The 15,038-nt window shown below is 58.2% G+C and carries 14 protein-coding genes; 4 read left to right on the top strand and 10 right to left on the bottom strand.

Annotated elements, in window-relative coordinates:
* Positions 1-161: 161 nt before the first annotated feature.
* The 3 genes from FE788_RS02560 to FE788_RS02550 are packed head-to-tail and all read left to right on the top strand — an operon-like array spanning position 162 to position 3,483.
* Complete coding sequence (locus FE788_RS02560; RefSeq protein WP_138379164.1) at positions 162-1,169, top strand: L-threonylcarbamoyladenylate synthase; 1,008 nt, start codon at positions 162-164, stop codon at positions 1,167-1,169.
* On the top strand, positions 1,166-2,590 hold the full coding sequence (locus tag FE788_RS02555; protein WP_138379163.1) for an FAD-binding oxidoreductase: 1,425 nt from the start codon (positions 1,166-1,168) through the stop codon (positions 2,588-2,590). The genes FE788_RS02560 and FE788_RS02555 overlap by 4 nt, the downstream gene beginning before the upstream one ends.
* A 17-nt stretch (positions 2,591-2,607) precedes the next feature.
* Positions 2,608-3,483: an alpha/beta fold hydrolase gene (locus tag FE788_RS02550; protein WP_138379162.1), complete on the top strand. Its 876-nt coding sequence runs from the start codon at positions 2,608-2,610 to the stop codon at positions 3,481-3,483.
* 77 nt (positions 3,484-3,560) lie between these two features.
* On the opposite strand, the gene FE788_RS02545 is transcribed toward FE788_RS02550, so the two are convergent.
* Positions 3,561-4,268 carry a TetR/AcrR family transcriptional regulator gene (locus FE788_RS02545; RefSeq protein WP_138379161.1) on the bottom strand — a complete coding sequence of 236 codons (708 nt, stop codon included), beginning with the start codon at positions 4,266-4,268 and terminating at the stop codon, positions 3,561-3,563.
* A 241-nt stretch (positions 4,269-4,509) separates the two neighbouring features.
* Here FE788_RS02545 and FE788_RS02540 point away from each other — a divergent pair, with 241 nt between their 5' ends.
* Positions 4,510-5,532: an esterase-like activity of phytase family protein gene (locus FE788_RS02540; protein WP_168190231.1), complete on the top strand. Its 1,023-nt coding sequence runs from the start codon at positions 4,510-4,512 to the stop codon at positions 5,530-5,532.
* Positions 5,533-5,654: 122 nt separating this feature from the next.
* Here the strand turns inward: FE788_RS02540 and rpmB are convergent, their stop codons facing one another.
* The 9 genes from rpmB to FE788_RS02495 form a co-directional block, all read right to left on the bottom strand.
* Positions 5,655-5,948 (bottom strand): 50S ribosomal protein L28, encoded by a 294-nt coding sequence (gene rpmB / locus FE788_RS02535; protein ID WP_138379159.1) that lies wholly within the window; start codon positions 5,946-5,948, stop codon positions 5,655-5,657.
* Between the two features lie 186 nt (positions 5,949-6,134).
* A complete protein-coding gene (meaB, locus tag FE788_RS02530; protein WP_138379158.1) occupies positions 6,135-7,130 on the bottom strand; it encodes a methylmalonyl Co-A mutase-associated GTPase MeaB in 996 nt (331 codons plus the stop codon).
* Positions 7,131-7,201: 71 nt separating this feature from the next.
* On the bottom strand, positions 7,202-8,809 hold the full coding sequence (locus FE788_RS02525; protein WP_138379157.1) for a SulP family inorganic anion transporter: 1,608 nt from the start codon (positions 8,807-8,809) through the stop codon (positions 7,202-7,204).
* 152 nt (positions 8,810-8,961) lie between these two features.
* The gene (gene dmeF, locus FE788_RS02520; RefSeq protein WP_138381264.1) at positions 8,962-9,885 is read right to left on the bottom strand and encodes a CDF family Co(II)/Ni(II) efflux transporter DmeF; all 924 of its coding nucleotides are present in this window, start codon (positions 9,883-9,885) and stop codon (positions 8,962-8,964) included.
* Positions 9,886-9,929: 44 nt separating this feature from the next.
* A complete protein-coding gene (gene arfB / locus FE788_RS02515) occupies positions 9,930-10,352 on the bottom strand; it encodes an alternative ribosome rescue aminoacyl-tRNA hydrolase ArfB (RefSeq protein WP_138379156.1) in 423 nt (140 codons plus the stop codon).
* 138 nt (positions 10,353-10,490) lie between these two features.
* Positions 10,491-11,672: an OmpA family protein gene (locus FE788_RS02510; protein WP_138379155.1), complete on the bottom strand. Its 1,182-nt coding sequence runs from the start codon at positions 11,670-11,672 to the stop codon at positions 10,491-10,493.
* A gap of 114 nt (positions 11,673-11,786) precedes the next feature.
* Complete coding sequence (locus FE788_RS02505; RefSeq protein ID WP_138379154.1) at positions 11,787-12,452, bottom strand: DUF2793 domain-containing protein; 666 nt, start codon at positions 12,450-12,452, stop codon at positions 11,787-11,789.
* A gap of 14 nt (positions 12,453-12,466) precedes the next feature.
* Entirely contained in the window at positions 12,467-12,700 is a 234-nt protein-coding gene (locus FE788_RS02500) for a hypothetical protein (protein ID WP_138379153.1), read from the bottom strand.
* Positions 12,701-12,775: 75 nt separating this feature from the next.
* Positions 12,776-15,034, bottom strand: coding sequence for a phage tail protein (locus FE788_RS02495; protein ID WP_168190230.1), 2,259 nt, complete (start codon positions 15,032-15,034; stop codon positions 12,776-12,778).
* Positions 15,035-15,038: the final 4 nt, after the last annotated feature.

Genomic DNA, 15,038 nt, shown 5'->3' with positions numbered 1-15,038 from the left:
AGATTATATAAATTATGTTTTGTTATATCTTGTAACGACTCTTGTCCCACTGGTGACAACATTCAAACAATCGTTTGAATGTCATGTTTACATGACTCGCCAGTTTGAAACAAGTGTTTTAAATGAACGAACCTGAACACAGTACGCCCCGGAGCGCATTCATGCCGGATCACAGAATATACCCGCCGACATCGGTCAATTATACACTGGCGGCGAAATATCTTCGACAGGGAAAACTGGTATCGTTCCCCACTGAAACCGTTTATGGCTTGGGGGCAAATGCCTGTGACGACCGGGCGGTGGCGGAAATCTTCGCCGCCAAGGACCGTCCCCGTTTCAACCCGCTGATTGTACATGTGCCGTCTCTGGAGATGGCCGAAAAATATGCCTATCTGGATTTTACCTCACGCCAACTTGCGGAAAAATTCTGGCCCGGCCCGTTCACCCTGGTTCTGAATAAAAAACCCGATGGGGAGCTGAGCGATCTGGTAAGTGCCGGGCTAGACACCGTGGCCATCCGCCTGCCCCGTCATTCAGTGGCGCAACAATTGCTGCGGCAGTTTGGCGGCCCCATCGCCGCCCCCAGCGCCAATCGTTCCGGCCGGGTCAGCCCCACCACCGCAAAACACGTTGAAGAAGAACTAGACGACCGCGTCGCCATGATCCTGGATGGCGGCCCCTGTGATGAGGGGATTGAGTCCACCATCGTCCAGGTCAGCGGCCAGGAAGTGCGGTTGCTGCGCCCTGGCAGCGTCAGCCCCAGGGAAATCGAAATGGTGGCCGGTCTGCCGGTGAAAGCGGTGACCGCCGCCGATACCCCCACGGCCCCCGGTCAGCTGAAAAGTCATTATGCGCCCCGGGCAAAATTGCGCCTCAATGCCACCCATGTCCTGCCTGACGAAGCCCTGCTGGCTTTTGGCCGCAACATTCCCCATACCGCCGGCCCCGATACCGCCGGCGCTGTGCGTAACCTCAGCCCCTCCGGCAGCCTCAAGGAAGCCGCCGCCAATCTTTTTGCCATGCTTCGGGAGCTGGACAGCATGAATGTGGAGACCATCGCGGTCAGTCCCATCCCGTCGCAGGGACTGGGCCTTGCCATTAATGATCGCCTGCAGCGGGCGGCAGCCCCGCGCCCGGAGAATACGCCGGCAGGGGACAAAGCCTCATGACGAAAATACATACTCACATCACAGCCCTGAAGAAACTGGCGGGCAACAAAGGCTGGTCCGACGATCCCGACGTGCTAGCCCCGCATCTGGTGGAATGGCGAGACAGATATGTGGGTAAAACCCCGCTGTTGCTGTTGCCGGACAGTACGGAGCGGGTCGCTGCACTGGTACGTTATTGCCAGGATCACAACCTTAAACTTGTGCCCCAGGGCGGAAATACCGGGCTGGTTGGCGGCGGCATCCCCGATGACACCGGCACGGAATTTCTGATCAGCACCAAAAAGCTTACCCGCATCCGGGACAAGGATGCGTTTAACCACACCCTGACCGTGGAGGCGGGCGTGGTGTTGAGCGACGTTCAAGCCCTGGCCGAAGAGATGGGGCTGCTGTTTCCCTTGAGTCTGGCTTCGGAAGGTTCCTGCCAGATCGGCGGCAACATTTCCACCAATGCCGGCGGGGTGGCGGTGCTGCGCTACGGAACCATGCGGGACCTCGTGCTGGGGCTGGAAGTGGTCCTGCCCGATGGCAGAATCTGGAATGGTCTGAGCGGCCTGCGTAAGGACAATACCGGCTATGACCTGAAACAGCTGTTCATCGGGGCGGAAGGCACGCTGGGCCTGATTACGGCCGCCACCCTGAAACTTTACCCCAACCCCAAAGAAAAACAGACCGCCCTGCTGGCGGTCCCCTCGCCCGCCCACGCCGTGAAGCTTTTCTCCTTTGCGCGTGACTTCAGTGGCGACACCATCACCGCTTTTGAGATCATCCCGCGGATCGGGCTGGAGTTTCTGTTCCGGCATATGCCAGGTCATCAGGACCCGATGGATCAGCCCTATGACTGGTACATCCTGCTGGAATGCGCCTCGTCGCTGAGCCGGGATCTGCTCAATCTGGAAAAGCTTTTTGAAAAACTGCTGGAAAAGACCTTTGAAAAGGGGCTGGTACTGGATGGCGTGATCGCCAAGAACGAAAAGGAACGAACAGCACTGTGGGCGCTCCGCGAAAATCTGTCGGAGGTCCAGAAGTTTGAGGGCGGCAGCATTAAACATGACATTGCCGTGCCCGTCTCCAGGATTCCAGAATTTCTGGACATGGCCACCGCTGCTGTCACCGCCGTCATCCCCGGCATTCGTCCCGTGCCCTTTGGCCATATCGGCGATGGCAATATTCATTTCAACCTGACCCAGCCCGAAGGGGCCGACAAGGCCGCCTATCTTGCGCGCTGGGAAGAAATCAATAAGATCGTCCATGACATCGTGTACGATCTGGGGGGCAGCATCAGCGCCGAACATGGTATCGGCCGCCTGAAAGTGGACGAACTGCCGCGTTATAAATCGCCCGTGGCACTGGATCTGATGCAGCACCTGAAACGGGCCATAGACCCGAAAAACATCATGAATCCGGGGCGTATACTGAAATAACAGAGGACACAAATCCCATGGCGAAGCAAAAGGGGTATGAGGAGCGTTACGTCACCACCCAAGATGGCCTCAGGCTGTATTATCGGGACTATAACCCCACAGCCAGCAACAAAACGCCACTGCTGTGCCTGCACGGCCTGACCCGTAATTCCAGCGATTTTCATGATCTTGCGTGCCACTTCAGCGCTGAACGGCGCATCATCAGTCCGGACATGCGCGGACGGGGACGATCCGATTATGATCCAAACTATATGAATTACCAGATTCCCACCTATGTCAATGACGTCATGCATCTGCTGGCCGCAGCCAATGTTCATCAGGTCATTTCTGTCGGCACCTCCATGGGCGGCCTGATCACCATGGGGCTGGCCGCCGCCCGTCCGGCGCTGCTCAAAGGCGTGGTGCTGAATGACATCGGCCCGGAAATCAATCCCGAGGGAATCGCCCGCATTTCGGGGTATGTGGGCAAAACCGCCACCCTGCGCAGCTGGCCTGCTGCCGTTAACATCCTCAAAACCCTCAATGAACCCTTTTTTCCGGATTATGATGCCGCGGACTGGATGAAGTTCGCCCGCAATACCTTTGTGGAAAAAGAAGACGGCAGCATTGTCGCCAATTACGACATGAAGATCGGCACTGCCATCAAGGAAAGTGACACCGCCGCGGTTCCCGCCGATCTGTGGCCTCTGTTCGAAGGACTTGGCGCCCTGCCCACGCTGGTGCTCAGAGGCGAGAAAAGCGATATTCTCTCAGCAGAAACCCTGTCGGCCATGGCCGAACGGCACCCGATGATGACTGCCGTGACCATTTCCCTGCGGGGCCATGCACCGGACCTGGGCGAACCGGAAAGCCTGGTCGCCCTCCGCACCTTTGTAGATCAGGTGGATGGGTAGAGTAAGATTGTACTAATAAGGACTCTCAGAAAAGAACTCTGGGCTCCCGCCTGCGCGGGAGCGACAGAAGGGGGACGTTACATGGAACGGATCCAGGATTTAAGCTGGAGAAGCTGGGCCTTGAGCACGGCCTGGTCCCCCGCGGCGCTGGCCAGAAGCGTCACGCCGTAGAGCGCCCCGGTCAGCCGGATGGCAAAATCATTGGCCTCATCCACCTTACCCATCATCCGAAACTGTTCCGTGATCCAGTCGAGCCGCAGGCGAAACAACGCTGCCGCCGGCTGTGCGAGGGAGGAACTTTCCTGTTGCAGTTCCACATAAAGGCGGGTAATCGGGCAGCCATAGCGGACCAGCGTTTCGGCCTCCTGCGCCAGACAATCCAGATACTGCCCCAGCCGCTGCCGGGGATTGCTGTGCTCAAGGGTCTGGTCAAATAGGCCTGTCAGAGATTCCCGGTGCAGTTCCATAACCCTCTGGCACAGCTCTTCCTTGCTTGAAAAATATGACGTGACCACAGAGGCCTCTGTCGCCACCACCGCCGCGACCTCCTCAAGAGAAACCCGGTGATAGCCTTTTTCGTGGATCAAGGTGCGTGCCGCTTCGGCAATCCTTCGCGCTTCTGGAGACAGTGAAGTCCCATCCTTCGCCCCCCCAGAATCCTGACGCGGCTTCGGCTCAGGGTCTGTTTCCCTCTTCTTTTCCGGCCTCTTCTTTTCCAGCATGGGCGTTTTCTCTGGCATAAGTATGGTGTCCGCGGCCTCTTGTTCCACTACCTGGGTTTGCATTTTGTTTCCGTCTGTCCCTGGTTATGCGTGCGAATCCTGAAATTGTCAAAAACCCAGTCTTTCACCAAAATCTTAACATAATCTTAGAACATATATTCAACTTGATATATTGATCGGGCCTCTGTGAACGCCCGAGAAGGGGTTATGTGCAAATTTGAATGGATTTTTGTGGGCAAATATGACAAACACGGTGTTCATGAGAGGATTTCAGAAAAACAGGATATGCCTATCGGGACGGGGCATGGGGGTAGTGGGGCTGCTTCTGGCGCTCGCCTGTGCCCTGTTTAGTCCCGCCAGGGCAGACTCCCTGCCCGCTCCGGAAGAAAGCCCGCTGATTTCCCTGAAGGCAACTCCCGTACCACTCAGCCATCGCGACAAGGCTGTCACGACGGTTGGTCGGCTGACCTATCTTGGCGGGTTGCATCTGTCCAGCCCGGACAAGAAATTCGGCGGCATCTCCGGATTTGTGGTCAGCCCTGACGGAGAAAAGCTTCTGGGCGTTTCCGACCAAGGGTACTGGTTTCTGGCCGACCTTGATTATGACGGGTCCCGGCTCGCTACCGTCAGCCAGGCCAAAATGACGCCCCTGACGGATACGGAAGGCAAATATATCTATGGGCCGGACCGGGACGCGGAAGCCGTCACCCTGGTGGATGGCAGTGGTTTCGTGGTGTCCTTCGAAGGCAACCACCGATTCTGGTATTATCAGGCCGCCAACCAACTCGATTTTGAATCCATCCTGCAATCCAATGCCCAGACCCTAACCTTTGCCCCGGACCTGTCTCCGGTATTGTCCGTTCTGCCGGACAATTTCGGCATTGAGGCCCTGACCACCTTGCAGGACGGGCGTATGCTGGCCATTTCCGAATCCGGCGAGGATCACCGCGCCCGGGGGTTGACCCGGGCCTGGATCATCGGCCGGGGGGAGGCCCTGCCGCTGGCTTATAAGTTTCAGGACAGGTTCCGTCCCACGGATATGGCAACCCTGCCCAATGGCGATGTGCTGGTGCTGGAGCGGCATTTTTCCCTCGCCAAGGGCATGGCGTCCCGGCTGCGCCTGATCAAGGCCGCCGACATTTACGAACGGGCCGTGCTCAAGGGCGAGGTGATCGCGGAAATGGCCTTTCCCTATAATCTGGACAATATGGAAGCGTTGGCCGTGCGTCAGAACGACAAGGGCGAAACGCTGATCTATATGATGTCAGATGACAACTATAATCCGCTACAACGCACCCTACTGATGATGTTCCGCCTGGAGGACTAGAGTGAATTGTGAATAGGTTGGCTCAATTCATTCTAGAGCCCCCACCGTCACCATAAAAATCCGCACCGCCATAAAAAAAGCCGCTTTCATGAAGCGGCTTTCGGTCAATTTTTTTCAAAAATTCACGCGGCGTCAGAAGCCAATTTCTTTTTGATCTGGGCTTTCAGGCGGCGTGCTTTGAGAGACAGGTCCCCGTCACGCGCTTTCAGCAGGAAATTGTCCAAACCACCGTTATGTTCCACGGAACGCAACGCATGAGAGGAAATCCGAAAGCTGACAGGCCGTCCCAGAGCGTCGCTCAGCAGGGAAACCTTGTTCAGATTCGGCAGAAAACGGCGGCGGGTTTTATTCATGGCGTGGCTGACATTATTGCCGCTCATTACACCTTTACCAGTCAGTTCGCAGACGCGTGACATAGTCTTGTCCTTACTTTTGCTTTATCGGTTTGTTTTCACAATAACTTCAGGGCCATCACCGTCATTTGCAGAATCGACAGGAGGCCCCGTGAAACTTGAATGGGGTATATAGGTGATTGAACCGGGTCCGTCAAGCAGTTTCCGGCTGGTTCAGGGCTTTTTTGCACCAGTCATTCGCCGCGACGACTACTGGCCCGAACCGCCCGGCGTTCCCTGCCCCGACAGGAACGCCTGCAGAAGCTCCTGTGCGGCCATTCCCGGCGGTGTGGCGCCGTCGCGCACCTGTTGTTCCATTCTGTGCACCTGTTCCGGCAGATGATCGCGGAACCGATCCATCAGTTGATCATGGATTTCCGACCACATCCAGGAGACGGCCTGTTCCGCCCGCAAGGCCGCAAGTTCGCCGCTTTGTCCCAAAGCAGCGCGATACGCCTCGATCGCCTCCCAGATCTCCTCCAGTCCTTTATTCTTCAGGGCCGAGGCCAGCATCACCCGGGCTGTCCAGTTGGCACTTTTCGGTCGCATGAGATGCAGCGCCGCCCGGTAATCCGCAGCCGCCCGTTTGGCGGCAGCCTCAAGGTCCCCGTCTGCCTTATTCACAATCACCAGGTCCGCCAGTTCCATGATGCCCCGCTTGATGCCCTGCAACTCGTCCCCGCCACCAGGGGAGAGCAGCAGCAGAAACATATCCACCATATCCGCCACCGCCACTTCAGACTGGCCGACACCCACGGTTTCAATCAGCACCACATCATAGCCCGCGGCTTCCACCATCAGCATGGCCTCGCGGGTGCGCCGCGCCACGCCCCCCAGCGTACCGCCCGAGGGCGAGGGGCGGATAAAGGCGTTTGCATCCCGCGACAGCATCTCCATACGGGTCTTGTCCCCCAGGATCGAGCCGCCATTGCGGGCGGAAGACGGGTCAATGGCCAGCACCGCCACCCTGTGTCCCTGCCCGGTAAGAAAGGTGCCGAACGCCTCGATAAAGGTGGACTTGCCCACCCCCGGCGTGCCGGTAAAGCCCAGCCGCACCGATTTTCCCGTATGAGGCAGAAGTTCGGCAAGCAGTTCCTGCGCCGCCGCCCGGTGATCGGGGCGGGAGGATTCGGTCAGCGTAATGCCCTTGGCCAGCGCCCGGCGCCGACCTTTGAGAATATCGTCTTTCAGTTTTGCAAGATCCATCGTCCGTCCATCTCACCCCTGGCGTGTTCCCCTGTTTTTACGGAGTAGAACAGGAATTGGCAAGATCAAGTTCAGCGTGTCTCTTCCGCCAGGCGTCCCTCATAGTCCACCGCCACCCCGTAATGCGGATCTTCAATCACGGAAACTTCCACCATTTTACGAGCCTTGTGCAGAAGTTTCCTGCAATCGGGGCTCAGATGCCTCAGATGCAGTTTTTTGCCGGCCGCCTCGTATTTTTCCGCCAGGCTATCAATGGCCTGTAACGCCGAATGATCCACCACCCGGCTGTTCATGAAATCAACGATCACATCGTCGGGATCGCGGGCCGGATCAAACAGCCCCATAAAACTTTCCACCGAGCCAAAAAACAGCGGGCCGTCCAGTTTGTAGATTTTGCTGCCCTTTTCGTTGATTTCAGTCCGGGCATAGATTTTCTGGGATGCTTCCCAGGCGAACACCAACGCTGCCACAATCACGCCGGCGACCACGGCCACGGCCAGGTCGCTGACCACCGTGATGAGGGAGACAAGAATCAGCACAAAGGCATCATGGCGGGGAATGCGATGCAAAATACGGAAGGTGTTCCAGGCAAAGGTGCCGATCACTACCATGAACATGACCCCCACCAGCGCCGCCAGGGGAATCTGCTCAATCAGCGGGGAAGCAAACAGGATAAAGGCCAGCAGGAACAATGCCGCCGCAATCCCGCTTAAGCGATGCCGGCCACCGGATTTCAGATTGATGATGCTTTGGCCGATCATGGCACAGCCGCCCATACCGCCAAAAAAACCGGTCACCAGATTGGCGGTTCCCTGCGCCAGGCATTCCTTGCTGGCGCCACCTTTCTTTTCCAGCATTTCATTGGCGAGATTGAGAGTGAGCAGCGATTCAATCAGGCCGATGGCCGCCAGGATCAGGGCATAGGGGAAGATGATCTCCAGCGTGTCCAGAGTGATGGGGACGGCGGGAATGTGAAAGTCCGGCAGGCCACCGGCAATGGACGCCATGTCCCCCACCCGCGGCACCTCCAAATCGAAACCGATCACAATGGAGCTGACTGTCAAAATCGCCGCCAGCGGCGCCGGAATGGCCCTAGTGATCTTCGGCATAATATAAATCACCAGCATGGTCAGGCCCACCAGTCCCAGCATAAGCATCAGCGGCGCGCCGGTCATCCACACGGTCTCGCCGGCGGCATTAGTGGTCTTGAACTGGCTGAACTGGGCCAGGAAAATCACAATCGCCAGACCATTCACAAACCCCATCATGACCGGATAGGGAATCAGCCGGATAAACTTGCCCAGACGGAAAAGACCGGCCAGAAGCTGCAAGATGCCCATCAGCACCACGGTGGCAAACAGATATTCCACCCCATGATCCACCACCAGAGAGACCATCACCACCGCCAGCGCCCCGGTCGCCCCGGAAATCATGCCGGGCCGACCGCCCAGTACCGCCGTGATCAGGCCGACGATAAAGGCCGCATAAAGCCCCACCAGCGGATTAACCTGCGCCACAAAGGCAAATGCCACCGCTTCCGGCACCAACGCCAGCGCCACGGTCAAACCGGACAGAATTTCGGTTTTCACCTGGCCTGCGGTCAGTTTGTCCTTGTGCGGCAGGGCCCATTCCCGACCCGCCTCGGCGGTCTCTTTATGCGCAAATTCTGTCACGTTCATACCTATCCTGCCCCGCTGCGGAGCTCTTTTCTTATGTTCTGAAATATGCCCTGAAAAACAGACGGGACCGTTCCGTCATAGCCGTGGGCAGCCTATACAGCAAAACATGCTGCAGCGCAACAGCTGGCGGGACTGACCTGGCAAAACAAGGTTCACCGGGGCCGGTAGGCATGCACCTCAATGGTGATGTGATCGAGACCCTGAATGTCAGGCAGCAGGTCCTTGTAATAGGCCGGGGGTTGTGGATCGCGGGAAACAACGGACAAAATCGCCACATAATGTTTTTCACTGACCTGCCAGACATGCAGATCCACCACCCGGGCGTCGGTTTTCTCCTCAATGGCGCCGCGAATTTTTTCCGTCAGCTCCGGATCCCCGGTCTTGTCCAGCAAAACATATCCCGTCTCTCGCAGCAGCCCCCAAGCCCAACGGGCGATGATCAGCGCCCCCACAAGCCCCATCACCGGGTCCATCCAGGTCCAGCCCAGCATCTTTCCCGCGAGGAGCGCCACAATCGCCATGACCGACGTCAGCACATCGGCGATCACATGCAGGTAAGCCGCCCGCAGATTCTGGTCATGGCGATGGGTGTGGCTGTGGTTATGGGGGTGGCTGTGGTCATGATGATGACCGTCTTTCAATAACCAGGCACTGACCAGATTGACCACCAGGCCGATCACGGCCACCAGAATCGCCTCATCAAAACGGATAATTTCCGGGGTAATCAGGCGCTGGACGGATTCTACCACCATCAACAGCGCCACAAGCCCCAGGACAATGGCGCTGGTATAGCCCCCAAGAATCCCCACCTTGCCGGTACCGAAGCTGAAGGCGTCATTGCCCGCATGACGCCGGGCATAACGATAGGCAAACAGCGTAATACCCAGTGCCGCCGCGTGGGTCCCCATATGCCAGCCGTCGGCCAGAAGCGCCATAGAGCCGAACATCATGCCGCTGGCAATTTCCACCACCATCATGACCAACGTCAACCAGATGACCCGCCGGGTGCCTTTCTCGCCTTGGGGATTTTCCAGATGAAAATCGTGATTATGATACCAGCGTTCCAGATTATCCATGCTCGTCACAATTCGCTCTAAACCGCCTTTGCTTATTTATCTATTTACTCATAAAGGCCGTTTTTGGCCCGCATTTTTTTTATCGCCCCGCGGTTTTTTTTGTGCTCCAGCCGCTTTGCCTGGGAGCTGCGGGTAGGTTTGGTGAGGCGACGCCTTTTCGGCGTCACACTGGCCCGGCGGATCAGGTCAATCAGGCGCTCCCGCGCCTCGTCGCGGTTGCGCGCCTGGTGGCGGTGGGTGGACGCCGTAATGACCAGAATACCATCCTGAGTCATGCGCGAGCCCGCCAGGCGTTTGAGCCGCTGAAACAGGGCGGGGGTGAGCGCCGGCGAATGACGCGCATCAAAGCGCAATTGCACCGCCGTTTCCACCTTGTTCACATTCTGCCCGCCGGGACCGGAAGAGCGAATAAAGTGCTCCTCAATCTCGTCCTCGGAAATCTGAATCTGGGGGGTTACAACGATCATGCGGGACACTTTACCAGCCGTCCTGCGAAAGTCAAAAAATGCCGTGGGCAAGACACAGACTTCCCCCACAAACGCAAAAAAAGCCCTGCCAGTATTCCGGCAGAGCTCAAATTTCGCAGAAATCGGGGGGCAGCAGGGTTATTTCAGCAGGATAGTCACCCGGCGGTTTTGGGCTTCTACAACGCCATCTTCCGTAAGCACCGCATTGTCTCTCTCACCGTGACTGTCAATCATAATCTGCTCTGCGGCCACGCCTTCGGCTTCCAGTGCAGTTTTCACCGCCTGCGCCCGCTGCCGCGCCAAATTGTCATTATAAGACACCGCACCGGACCGGTCAGCATACCCATCCACCAGAACCCTCACCTCGCCGGCTTGACGCGCTGCGTCGGCGGCCTCTTCAATGGTGGTGCGGGCGGCAAAATCCAGATCAGTGCTGTCCAGCCCGAAATACACCACATAGGGCCCCATATTGACCTGCGGGCCGGCCGCGGGTTCCGGCAGAGGATCTGGCACCGGCACAACTTCTTCCATCGCTGACACCGGTTCCGGTTCAGATTCAGGCATGGGGTCAGTTTCCGGGACAACAACCGGTTCCGGTTCGTCATAACGGGCCACCGGTTGCGGCATCTCTGAAGCCGCCGAACGACGGCTGCCGCCAAAACGATACGTCAGCCCCACAACAAAATCATGCACATCATAATCCGCGTCGAATGTACCGCCGCCCCCGGCGTCAAAACCGGCATCAGAGGTGGCCATATAACGATATTTCGCCATCAGGTCGACCGCCTCACTGAGCGCTGTGCGCACGCCCGCAAAAGCCTGATAGGCAAAAACCGTATCCGATGAGGCGATATAATCGACGCCCCCGGCACGCAGACCGGACCAGTCCATGTCACCAATACCAAGCCCGGCCCCGATAAAGGGCTGGAACGCCCGGCCTGTGGCATCAAAATCATATATCATGTTCAGGAGAGCCGTTTTCAGACTTGCTGTGCCCGAGCCGTCGCCCGAAGCCAGTCCCGCCCCGCCGCTGTTCAGCACGGTGAGCTGGTCCAGTCCATGACGATGATATCCCAGTTCACCTTCCACCCGGACCCGGCCAAAATCATAACCGCCTTTGAGCCCGGCCGCCCAGCCGTCTTTAAAATCCTGCCGAACATCAAGGCCGGAATCACTACCCTGGCCCTTTTGAGTGCCCAGCAGGCTGTACGCCCCTTCAATGCCCGCGTACCAGTTGCCTTCCTCAGCATCAGCTGCCAGCGGCAGGGCCATCATGAGGGCCGCGGCACAAACGGCGGTGGTCACGTTTTTCTTCATCATGTCCTTATCACTCCCCTGTTCATTGTTCCCCAAATGGGGTGGAGAAAATTTGACTTAAATTGCAACTTTTATTTTACAGGGGAATATGTCGCTTTTTCGGCTGAAAAAAGATTTTTAGGTCGCAATTAGGCCATGATTCCGGCACGCAGCAAGCAGGGCATTGAGGGCTGTTCTGGCCTCAGCATCCACGGTCGCGCCGCCGGCCGCATCGGCGATCGCCGGCTGTCGGCTGGTCAGAACCTGCGCCCCGCCTACCGTTACAGTGCCGTCGGAATCCACCGCAAACACCTCGGTTGCAGTGCTGTCCTGAATGGAGAATTTCGCCGATCCGTCATCATTGTGAAGCCGCAATATGATTCGGTGATCCATACCCGAAAACCCCACAAAAACCCGTTCTGCGCCATCTTTATCATACAGTTTGAGATAACTGCCATCCTGCCCGAACAGCGGCGCCCAGGCCCCGCCGTCATAGAAAACCCAATGGGTGCTGGCCTCGTCAAAAAACATCCAGCCCGCCTTTGGCATGACAAACTTCCAGCCCGCCATATAACAGGCAATCTCGCCGGCATGTCCGGCCCAGTCACCAACCGGCGCGGCGCCAACGATGTAACGATCGCCGTCCTGAGGGGCAAGTGCCGTGGGGTCTTCGGTGACCCGGTTGAGGATTGTGGGTTGAACCAGAACATCCAGAAGATTAAGCGCCTCATTGTGGGTGATTTCCTTCTGGGCCTGGCTGCTGAAAATATAGGGCAGGGAAAGACGGGGGGTTTGTTCCGACATGATAATGGATCTCCTTAGAGTGAATTGTGAAGAGGTTGGCTCAATTCTGTTGACGGATTGCGGCCCGCCTCACGCGGAAGACGGCGCCGGGCGATGCGGGGCATCGGGCCAAGCGTCTGACCCAGGCGTCTGACCCAGGCGTCTGACAAAGTGAGCGGCCCCAAGCCGCCAACCCGAAGGGCCAGGCCGGTCTGGCCCAGTTCCGGCGGCCTTTGGCTGGGCCGTACCGCCAGTATGGCCGGCGCCAAATCCCTGGCTCCTGAACCAGACCTGACCGGCAGAATGGGTCAACCTCTGCACAATTCACTCTAGTGACAAAACGCCTACAGGGTGACAGGGAGTGGCAGGCCGCGCCCCACCGTATCGCTGAGTTGATAAATACGCATTTGGACACTGGCGGGCAGATCGCCGAAATCAGCCTGTTGCAGGGCCGCAGGATAGGTTATTTCAGTAGTTCCGGCAGCCAGGGTACGCTGGACACCGCCGTTTCGCAGAATATCGACCTCATATTTTTCATAAGTCTCGCCAAGTGGCACATCCGCACCGTCCTGCCATTCGCCGCCGATACGTCCCCGCCGGATCCAGCGCACCGTAAGATTGCCGCTCCCATCCCTGTACCCCTGCGCATGGACGGGAGCAAAGGGCATCAGGCTGCGCAAGCCCGGGGTCAGCGTTTCAACCGGAACGCCATCGGCCACTTGTCCGAAGGTGACGGCCCTGAATGTCAGCCCCCGCCCCCGATCCGCCAGATAGAGCGGCAGAGCGATAACTGTAGCAGCCTGAAGCAGGACAAACACCTCTCCGGCCACGTGAATGGACAGGTAATCTTCTGTGCCGCGCCGAGCCCGCAGCAATCCCGTCAGACGATACAGGTCTGCTTCCACCTGCTCCGCCGTTCTGAACTGCACCACCTCCCCGCCAACCCAAGCGATATTACCGCCATTCAGCACCGCCTCTGGGGTGAGGCTTTCCAGACCATCTGTGACGTGATCGAGACGCACCAGAAGCTCGCTGGCCTCATCCCAATAGGTCGCAGGGCCAGGAGAAAGCACATTTTCCACCCGGCCGGTAACCGCCGGCGTGGCAGAGGCCGCGAGCCGGGAAAAGGACTGCGCCTGATCCCGCGAAGTCAGCACCGTCATGCCCGGCCAGCGGCCTGGCGTGCGGGCATTTCCGGCGCAAAACAACAGGGGAGATGTGATGTCTTCACCGGTGATGATCGGCATGTCCATCAGGATCATACGGCTATCCGCCAGTGGCACAACTTGCTGTGGTGGCACGACGCCACTGTCGGCCTGTACGGTGTGTACAGACGCCGCACCGCTGACCATCACCCCCCGGCACTCCAGCCGGGCACCGTTGTCCTCGATCTCTTCCAGCAGGATTTTCTGGCTGAGCGCACCGTCACTGACCGTGACGACGTCGCCCGGGGCCAGTTCAGCATAAGCCGGCGGCAGCGCAAACACGCTGCGGTCCCGATAACGCCATCCCCTGTCCAGAAGATCTTCCGTCAGAGTCTTGGCGGTGGCGGCGGACAGGATCGCGGGCAGACTATAGCGGACAACCCGGTCGCTGAGCACAGTTTGCCGACGAGCGCGCTGCACCCCGCCTTGATAATCCCGCGCCACATCATAATAGGACAGCGTGACTTCGCGCGGCAGGTCCATTTCCTGCAAGCGGCGCCGACGATAGATCCCCCCGCCCTCTCCCGGTGCCCCGCGCGCCAGTCGAGTGGCGGCGATGGTCATGTCGGACGGCCGCTCAAGATCCCGAAACACCAGAACGCCATCGCGTTCTACCACATCAAACCCATAAACCCCGGCCAACTGCTCCAGAACAGTGCGCGCGCTGTCCTGTCCCGCCACAACAAATCCCGGAAGCCGGGCCTTCAGCCCCTGGGTGTCCACGGAAGCAAGGGCGCTGCGCCAACATAAATCCGCAACGATATCCCCCAGGTCAATATCCCCGCCTTGATCCGCAATCACTTCAAAGGTCAGATTGGGAATCCGGTTGGCGTATTCGGCAAGTTCAAGATCTTCAAACACGACATAGGCCAGCCCGCGATGGGCCGAAACATTACTCATACCGTCCGACGCTTCAATCAATGGGTCCGGCATCTGATGTTCCGATCCGGTATATATTCGCATTTGGCCTGAAACGGCCAGCCGCCCGGCCGCATCCCGCAACAATTTGCCGTCCGCCCAGATGCGGCCCACATCATATATGGGCCGCCCGGATATAGCTATGGCAAAGGATGCCGAGTAGGTATAGGTGACCGAGGTGACGGTCTGCTTGCTGCCTTTTCCCCCGACGGTTTCTGCCTCCTCGTGGCGGGTTTCCTTCAGTCCCGTGGACCAGATCACATTCCCCGACAGACGGGTCGTGCCATACACCCATGGCAGGCTCTGGCCATAGGCGGAACTCTGCACCGCCAGATCCGTGAGCCGTCCCCCTTCCACCGTCCTCTGGGCATGTGTGCCAAAAATCGCAGCATCCAGAGATCGCCCAGCCAGCGCCCCGACAAGACCACCAACCGGCCCGGCCAGCGCCGTCCCCACCGTTGTCAGAACCAGTGTCGCCATCACA

Source organism: Luteithermobacter gelatinilyticus (genome assembly GCF_005849285.1).
Classification (GTDB): domain Bacteria; phylum Pseudomonadota; class Alphaproteobacteria; order Sphingomonadales; family Emcibacteraceae; genus Luteithermobacter; species Luteithermobacter gelatinilyticus.
Note: the sequence above shows the minus strand (reverse complement) of the source record. Positions and strands in the feature narration are given on the sequence as shown.